This is a genomic window from Mastigocoleus sp. MO_188.B34, from assembly GCF_030065675.1.
Lineage (GTDB): Bacteria > Cyanobacteriota > Cyanobacteriia > Cyanobacteriales > Nostocaceae > Mastigocoleus.
Map to the genome: position 1 here is coordinate 1 of NZ_JASJDK010000209.1, position 8,229 is coordinate 8,229.

Below are 8,229 nucleotides of genomic sequence, written 5' to 3' on the forward strand. Positions count from 1 at the left end.
ATTTCGGCTGATTTGTTCGAGTTTTTCTCTCTGTTCTACTGTCAGATGGACTTTATCTCGGCGACCTCTTCCCACTTTCGAGTCCTCACCTTGGCATATCTATTGCACTATTTTAGCTGTGTCAGTCCAGTAGGGTGCGTTAGACGAAAGTCGTAACGCACCGAAAGCTTTAAGGATAATATGACCTTACATATTTCAAGCGTAAATCTCAGGCTTACGCCAACAAAAATCTGTGGACTATTCCTATGTGGACTATTCCTATAATTACGATATTCAGTTAATTGTTTATGGTAACCCTTCACCAATTATCAGATTTTATAGGCTCCAATTTCCAAACCAAGGAATTTACAATTAATGACTCATTTCCCTCATATCACTATGAGGGATATTGTCCGCAAACTGGCGAACTATTAAAGCTTCCCCGTACTCCACAAGCAGAAGCGATCGCAATTGGTTTAATGCAATATCTCGACAGAGATCAAGTATATTCCCGTGAAGGCAAAATGTACGGGATATTACTAGTTGAACTACCTTCCGGCGAACAAAGGATACTTAAAGCTTTCTCAGGGTTGCTCAATGGTTCGGGTATAGTTGAAGGTTGGGTCCCACCAATTCCGGGACGTGAAGAAGTTGTATTGGATGAAAAGTTTACCTTAATTAAATTAGAAGCTATTAAACAAGAAATAATTAAGCTCAAAGAACTTCCCGAACGAAGCCAATACAAACAAATATCCGAGGGATTTGAACAAAAACTACAAGAAATGAGCGATCGCCATCGCAACTGCAAACAAGAACGTCACAACAAACGTCAGAAAATCTCTGAAATACTCAAAGATGAAGAACTTAAGACAAAGCTCCAAGAACTTGATGAAGCAAGTCGTCGAGATGGGATTGAACGAAGACAACTCAAAAGCCAACGCGATCAAGCATTACAACCCCTCCAACAAATAATTGATACAGCAGATGCAAAAATATGGGAATTAAAAAAACAACGCAAAGAATTATCCCGTCAACTTCAAGCAAAAATGCATGCTGCGTATAACCTGATAAATTTCTTGGGTAAGTCAAAAACATTACAAGAACTGATGCCATTTGGCTTACCCACTGGAACCGGGGACTGTTGCGCTCCCAAATTACTCCACTATGCAGCAAAACATAATCTTAAACCTTTAGCTATGGCTGAATTTTGGTGGGGAGAGTCTTCTGGGGTAGGTTCTTGTGTTAATGGGGAGAAAATTCAAGGTCAAAAAACCCTAGCTAAAAAAATCCCAGGTAAATTCTATGGTGCTTGTGTGGAACGCTGTCAACCATTGATGGGTTTTTTGTTGTCGGGTTTGCAATCTAGAAATGATGTAGAAACGCAATCTTACCAAAATCATGTTTCTCTGGGGGAGCGCTTTGCTAACACCTCTCCACAAATTAGGTCAAACTTATCAATTATCTACGAAGATGAATGGTTGATTGCTGTTGATAAACCCCCTGGTTTACTATCCGTTCCTGGACGATATCTTCATAATCAAGATAGTGTGTTGAGTCGTTTAAGTAATTTATTACCGACTGCTGAAAATATTACAGCAGTACATCGTTTAGATATGGATACCTCTGGTATTTTACTTCTAGCAAAAAATTTGGAAACCTATCGTCAAATTAGTAAGCAGTTTCAAGAACGACAAGTATACAAGGTTTATGAAGCCATACTTGCAGGTGCGATGTCCTCCCTTTCCGCCACTGAAGAAGGGATAATTGAATTACCACTATGGGGAAATCCTGACAATCGCCCCTATCAGGAAGTTAATCAGCAATATGGTAAACCCAGTTTAACCAAATTCAAATTAGTAAAAGTAGAAAATAACCGTACTTGGATTAAGTTTATTCCTTTAACAGGACGAACCCATCAATTAAGAGTTCACGCTGCAGATCCACAGGGTTTGGGTATTCCAATCTTAGGCGATCGCCTTTATGGATGTAACACAGAAACAAAGCGATTACATTTGCACGCGAAAGAACTTCACTTCAATCATCCCCAACTAAAACAAAAAATACATTTAAAGATAGAAATACCTTTCTGATTTGACAAGAATCAATACTCCAAGATGATTTATAAGATAATTCACAGCACTCAATCGCCAAAATCACTTTTCAGCTAAAGCATCTAAGAAATAACCATTCATCACTGCATAGCTAACCATTTTGTAGTTATGCTTGGTTAAATGTTCGTAGACCTTACTTGCAGAAGGATTATTAATATCAAATTGATATATTTCAACAACGATTAATCTGGGACGATAAATATTCAAATCTAATGAAGAAAGAACCTCAAAATCATGTCCCTCAACATCGATCGAAAGCAAATCAATGACTTTGGGAGCATTATACTTCTCCAAAATAGTATTTAGAGAAATACTTTTCACAACATGTTGGTTCCTAACTTGGCGATGCTTTTTCCAGTTTTCAACATGCTCGGTATTAATTGATGAAACAAAAGAATCATCAAATTCTGTGAACACAACTTCTTTCTCTTGGTCAGATACAACTGCACAAATATTAGTATCCCGCTTCCTCAACCTTTCGTACTTGCTAATCAATTTATCGTTAGCGTCAATATTTATACCAGTCCAACCTCTTCTGTATAAAATAAAAGTATTGGAATAGTGAATGGGATGATTGCAACCAACATCGATATAAAACCCCTCATTTTTCCATAAGTAGGAAGTAATAATTCGGTCTTCTCCAGTTTGGGAATAACTATATATATTGTGAGAATCAAAAATTTTAGAGATTAACTCAAGCGATACAAAACGAATAAAATTCAAAAGCCCAAATTGATGAAAGTAACGAGTAATTAATCCCATAGAATCATATTATGTAGTAATGCAAAGTATATTATGATATGTGTGCTTTGGGCATGCAACCTTATTGCGCTATATAAGGTGTGTTAGTGGCAGTATAACGTTCTATCTGACAGCTTTTAGAACTAATAAATCGAGAATTTTACTTTCGAGAATTTACGATCCCTGAAACAATTACCCCTATCAAAGCAATTAACAAAAATAAATATATTTGTGAACATTTACTTTCGTCCCCGACTATATTATTGAGACAAATATTACGCAAAATAAATGAGTATCAACTTTAGTAAACAGTTGCTGAGTTTACAATAAAGTGGTGCTAATTTAATCATATGGACACAACAAAGAAATCTCTTTCATAAGTTATCCAAACGAAGGAATTAGAGCTAGTGTCCTCCCGCTCTGATAATTTGGAAATATCTACTCCATTATTGCATCCAGTTAATGTGTTTTCGCCTTTAGTCTGTCGAGTTAATTTGGAGGTTATAGAACGCACAGCCAAAAATGTCTGCCTAGCTGGAATACAAAGGATGCTTCATATTGGTTGTAGATAAATCGTAATACTGTCCATACTAGTTTTTTATTTCAATTAAAGTTTTACTATATCTGAATCGGTTTAATGGTTGGCAACCGCCTATGCTACTGACACCTTTCCGTCATAGCTACAGGCGGTTAAATTGTTTTAGGGGTTAGCGACTGGGGATTAGGGATTAGCGATTTGGTGTTACTGTTTCTTATTCAATCGCCAATCCTCTAACCTGATTAAAGTTTCTTACCCTATCGCCAATACCCTACCACCCATCACCATTTGCAAGAGTAATTATCGTCAGTTCAGGCGGACAAAATAGTCTTCCGGGGGGAAAAGTCCCCAAACCACGATTTACATACAGTTGGTTTTTACCCACTTTATGAAAACCTTCCGACCATTCCCAATATCTCACCACTTTTGCACATTCAGGTCGTAAGAAGGGTAACCAACATCGTATTTTTCTGGGAAGTAAGCGACTGAATTTTTTATAGTAAATGATTGCTGGTCCTTTTCCGGGGATCACAAATTGACCGCCATGGGTATGACCGGAAAGTTGTAAATCAACACGCCATTTTTGTAATACCTTAGCAGTATCTGGATTATGGGATAGTACAATGCGCGGTATAGAATCATTTAGCTGATTCATTACTGGTGCAGGTTTAAATTCCCGAGACCAATAATCAGCAAGTCCCACAAGTGCTAATTCTTTCCCGAGTGGATAAGCAATTTGATTCCAAAGGACATTAATATCAATGCTAGAGAAAGCATTGGTAATCTCAGTTCGGGAACTTTGATAATAAATATCATGATTTCCAAGTACTGCGTAGACCCCAGTTCGAGCCTCCAAATACTTCAGTCTGCGCACTAGTTGGTGAATCGGTGATGGATCGTCTGTTACATAATCGCCTGTTAAAAGGACTAAATCTGGTTTAACATCGTTACTAATGTCGATCGCCTGTGCAAGCATAGCTTCAGAAAGGCGCAATCCGTCATAGTGCAGATCGGTTAAATGTACTAACCGAGTATCTTGCAATGATTTTGGCAAGCCTGCAATTTTGACTGTTATTTTTTCTACCTTTAACGGTCCAGATAACAACCAGTGCATTACGCTGACATCTCTCTTTGTACCAGCACTATCAACTTAACAAAGTTCATTATTAAAATTTAATTAAATTTATTTAAAAAATTTTTAATTACTGTTTAAGAGAGTTTTTAATATCGGTTTTTTTCATTGCTACATTTAGAACGCGACAGCCGAACCTTTATAAAATGGAAGGGGGAGCAGAGAATAGGGAATAGGGAACAGATTTAAATAATTGATGTGCAGCGTTATTATCTCGAGTACCCCAAAATCGGGGATTTCAAATTATTTTTCTCTTAGGTTTTGGAGTTTGAAGAACAAATACTGATAATCAATAACTAATAAGTAGCTAAAGTAATTAGAGTTATTTCTGGACGACAGCAAAAGCGTCCTGGGAAATAAGTACCCAAACCACGATTTACATAAAGTTTATTTGACCCTACACGATGAAATCCTTTTGCCCATTGCCAATTTTTGACTACATTAAAGACTTCGCTTTTGGTAAATGGCATCCTAGATTGCAGATTTCGAGGTATTTGCTGAAGAAGATTTTGGTATATTGTTGCGACAGAACCGAAATAAGGGACGACAATATGACCACCGTGGGTATGACCAGAAAGTTGCAAGTCTACCCGCCACTTTTTTCGTTGTAATATTTTTGCTGTGTCAGGATTGTGGGATAGAACAATGCGAGGTGTTTTTGTATCTAGTTGGTTCATAACATCTGCAGGTTTGAAGTTCCCCGACCAATAATCAGCTAGTCCAACTAACGGTAATTGTTTTCCTAAGGGATAAGCAATTTCGTTCCAAAGAACTTGTATTCCTACACGAGTTAAAGCATTGGTAATTTCTGTTCGAGAGTGACTGTAGTGAATGTCATGATTACCTAGAACAGCATAAATTCCTAATCTGCTTTGTAAATATTTGAGTCTCAGTACTAACTGATTAATAGGTGCGGGGTCGTCAGTTACATAATCACCTGTAAGTACGATTAAATCCGGTTGAATTCGATTACAAGTAGCGATCGCTGTTGCTAATAATTCTTCTGAAAGGCGCAAACCATCGTAGTGAAAATCTGACATTTGCACTAAACGAGTGCCTTGTAAAGATGCTGGTAACCCAGGAATGTTAACTGTCAGTTTTTCTACAGATAATTTCCCAGTTAGTAGCCAGTGCATATAAGAAAATAGCTAATTATAATAGTATTTTCAGCTTATCAATTTTGACTGTATACCGAAGTTTTTAAATTTACAAGATTGATTGTGAAATTATTATTGTCAGTTTAAATTATTCCTTTCGGTTAGCGATTACTTTTAAATTACAAAATCAATTAGCAATTATAGAGAAATTCAGAATAGTAATTAACATTTAAATTATCATTTTTCCCACAGAGCAACTAATTCCCTCACCTCATCCAGATCTAAATAATCTGCAACAAAGGCTTTCCGTAATAAAGGATAGGGAATAAAGCGGTCATACTTTTCCATTTCTGGGGCTTCAGCCTCATTGACTAAATGTTCTGGAACAATCCTCTGTTTGCACAATGAGACTATTTCTGGATAAATGTTGTCAAATTTTTCCTTCGGTAATTTTAAGGTAATAAAATAAGGATTCGTTCCGCCAATACTTTTAATTTCTAACGATTCTCGACAAAAAGAATTAATTAATCTTTCTAAAGTTCTGTAGGCTACTGTTCCCATCCAAGGAAATATACAATATTTACCTTTTTTTAATCGGACTATATTACATTTATCTAATTGATATTCTCTTGCTAATCGGCGAACTTTTCGCAAACGTTTTACGGCATTTTTTTGTAAGTAGTTATACTCTGTATCTTCAAGTAAAACTTGACGCATTCTTTGTAAAATTTTGCTATGAATATTACCACTACCACCCTGCCAATAAATACTAGCTTCTCCTTCTGCAGGCTTAACAGCAATAGTTTTTTTCCGAAAGTCTACATCTAAAACTTGCCAACTTCTTCCAGCCAAGCCAAATTGACTTCCGACTGTTGGTACCATAGCAATACTGCCAATGGATTGCAAACCCTGTTTGACAATATATTCTTTGGTTTCGGGGAATACTGCGTAAAACTGATATTTCCGAACAATTTTTTCCCCTGCTAAACCAATAATTAATGTACCTGCTTCAGTTCGGTGAATATGGTCAATATCAATTAAGTAGCGCAGCAATAATTTCAAATCTTCTGGAGAAATATTCCTAAAAGGTGACAAACTTAAAACTTGTTTTGCTAATACTCCTGGTGAAGTTTCCCCCATTGCCGCTAAAATACTCATTATTTGGTGATAAAGCAAACTTAACGGATATTTAAGCGGTTGAATTGGTTCGATCCATTTTTCTTCGGTATAAAGTTGGATAATAGCGATAGCCTGTAATAATTGCCAAGGAATCTGAGCGGGTAAAGGTGCATCCGGAGAAACTTCATCTTCTGCACATATAAACCGCATGTCTGCAGGTTCTCCACGTCTTCCGGTACGACCCAAGCGCTGTAAAAAACTGGCTACGGACATTGGTGATTCGAGTTGGATAACTCTTTGTAAATGACCGATATCCACACCAACCTCTAAAGTTAAAGTTGCAGCAGTAACAGCAGGTTGATTAGGTTCGCGCATTGCATTTTCTGCAGCTTGGCGCAAATTAGCAGAGATACTACCATGATGAACGTGGAAAATATCTGCTTCTCCTCGATCTACAGCAACCTTTCTCAGAGATGCGATCGTAGATTCTGCTTGAGACTTATTATTTGCAAATATTAAACATTTTGGTGATTTACTGTTTTGATAACTAGTCTGATAAATATATTTGCTGTAAGCTGTAATACCTGAATCATCAATATCCTGAGATAGATCAAAATGTTCTAAAGCCAATTTAATGTGACGTTTCACAGCGGTAATTTCAGGAGTAATTGTGGGTCTTTCTGTTCCAGAACCCAACCAATCTTCAGCCATGGAATAGTCACCCAAGGTTGCTGACAAACCAATGCGACGAGGTTGAGTTTTAGTCAAATTTTCTAAACGCGATAGCTGACAAAGAATCTGACAACCGCGTTCTGTTCCCATAAAGGCGTGAATTTCATCGATTACCACAAATTGCAAATCACCAAACAGGCGCATAATATCGCCATATTTGTTAACTAATAAACTCTCTAAAGATTCTGGAGTAATTTGTAAAATACCTTGAGGATGTTTGAAAACTTGTTTTTTTCGACTTTGGGAAACATCTCCATGCCAGTGATAAACTGGAATATCTGCTTCCCTGAGTAAATCATTGAGGCGTTCGAATTGATCGTTAATTAATGCTTTAATCGGACCGATGTAAATTGCTCCAATACTTTTGGTTGGTTGTTCGTACAATTTAGTGATAATCGGTAAAAAAGCTGCTTCGGTTTTTCCCGCAGCAGTACCTGCAGAAATTAATAAATGGGAATTTGTGTTAAATATTACTTCACATGCTGCGATTTGAACTGGTCGTAACTCCGTCCAGTTATGATTATAGATATATTCTTGGATAAAAGGTGCTAGTTGGGAAAATGTGGTTTGACTCATATTCAGAATTAAACATTCAGAATTTTAAGGTTTATCAAACCACAAAACTATAAACATACAAAATTATTGGCGTTGCATCATTGCGGGATGATATGGGATTTATTCTAAAGTTTCAAAGCAATTTAATTAAACCAATAAATTAATAATAAAAATTATCTTTTACAATTAAATAATTAAGGAAACATCCTTATTTTTTAAGTAATG

The 8,229-nt window shown here is 36.7% G+C and carries 5 protein-coding genes; 1 reads left to right on the plus strand and 4 read right to left on the minus strand.

From position 1 onward, the window contains the following. The first annotated feature begins 287 nt into the window (after positions 1-287). Complete coding sequence (locus tag QNJ50_RS27855; RefSeq protein WP_300642249.1) at positions 288-2,069, plus strand: RluA family pseudouridine synthase; 1,782 nt, start codon at positions 288-290, stop codon at positions 2,067-2,069. A gap of 63 nt (positions 2,070-2,132) precedes the next feature. Here the strand turns inward: QNJ50_RS27855 and QNJ50_RS27860 are convergent, their stop codons facing one another. From QNJ50_RS27860 to QNJ50_RS27875, 4 genes are all read right to left on the minus strand, one after another. Continuing rightward, the gene (locus tag QNJ50_RS27860) at positions 2,133-2,852 is read right to left on the minus strand and encodes an FkbM family methyltransferase (protein ID WP_300642252.1); all 720 of its coding nucleotides are present in this window, start codon (positions 2,850-2,852) and stop codon (positions 2,133-2,135) included. 788 nt (positions 2,853-3,640) lie between these two features. After that, the gene (locus QNJ50_RS27865; RefSeq protein WP_300642255.1) at positions 3,641-4,483 is read right to left on the minus strand and encodes a metallophosphoesterase; all 843 of its coding nucleotides are present in this window, start codon (positions 4,481-4,483) and stop codon (positions 3,641-3,643) included. 314 nt (positions 4,484-4,797) lie between these two features. After that, positions 4,798-5,637 carry a metallophosphoesterase gene (locus QNJ50_RS27870; RefSeq protein ID WP_300642258.1) on the minus strand — a complete coding sequence of 280 codons (840 nt, stop codon included), beginning with the start codon at positions 5,635-5,637 and terminating at the stop codon, positions 4,798-4,800. Between the two features lie 198 nt (positions 5,638-5,835). Then, positions 5,836-8,025: a DEAD/DEAH box helicase gene (locus QNJ50_RS27875; RefSeq protein WP_300642261.1), complete on the minus strand. Its 2,190-nt coding sequence runs from the start codon at positions 8,023-8,025 to the stop codon at positions 5,836-5,838. Positions 8,026-8,229: the final 204 nt, after the last annotated feature.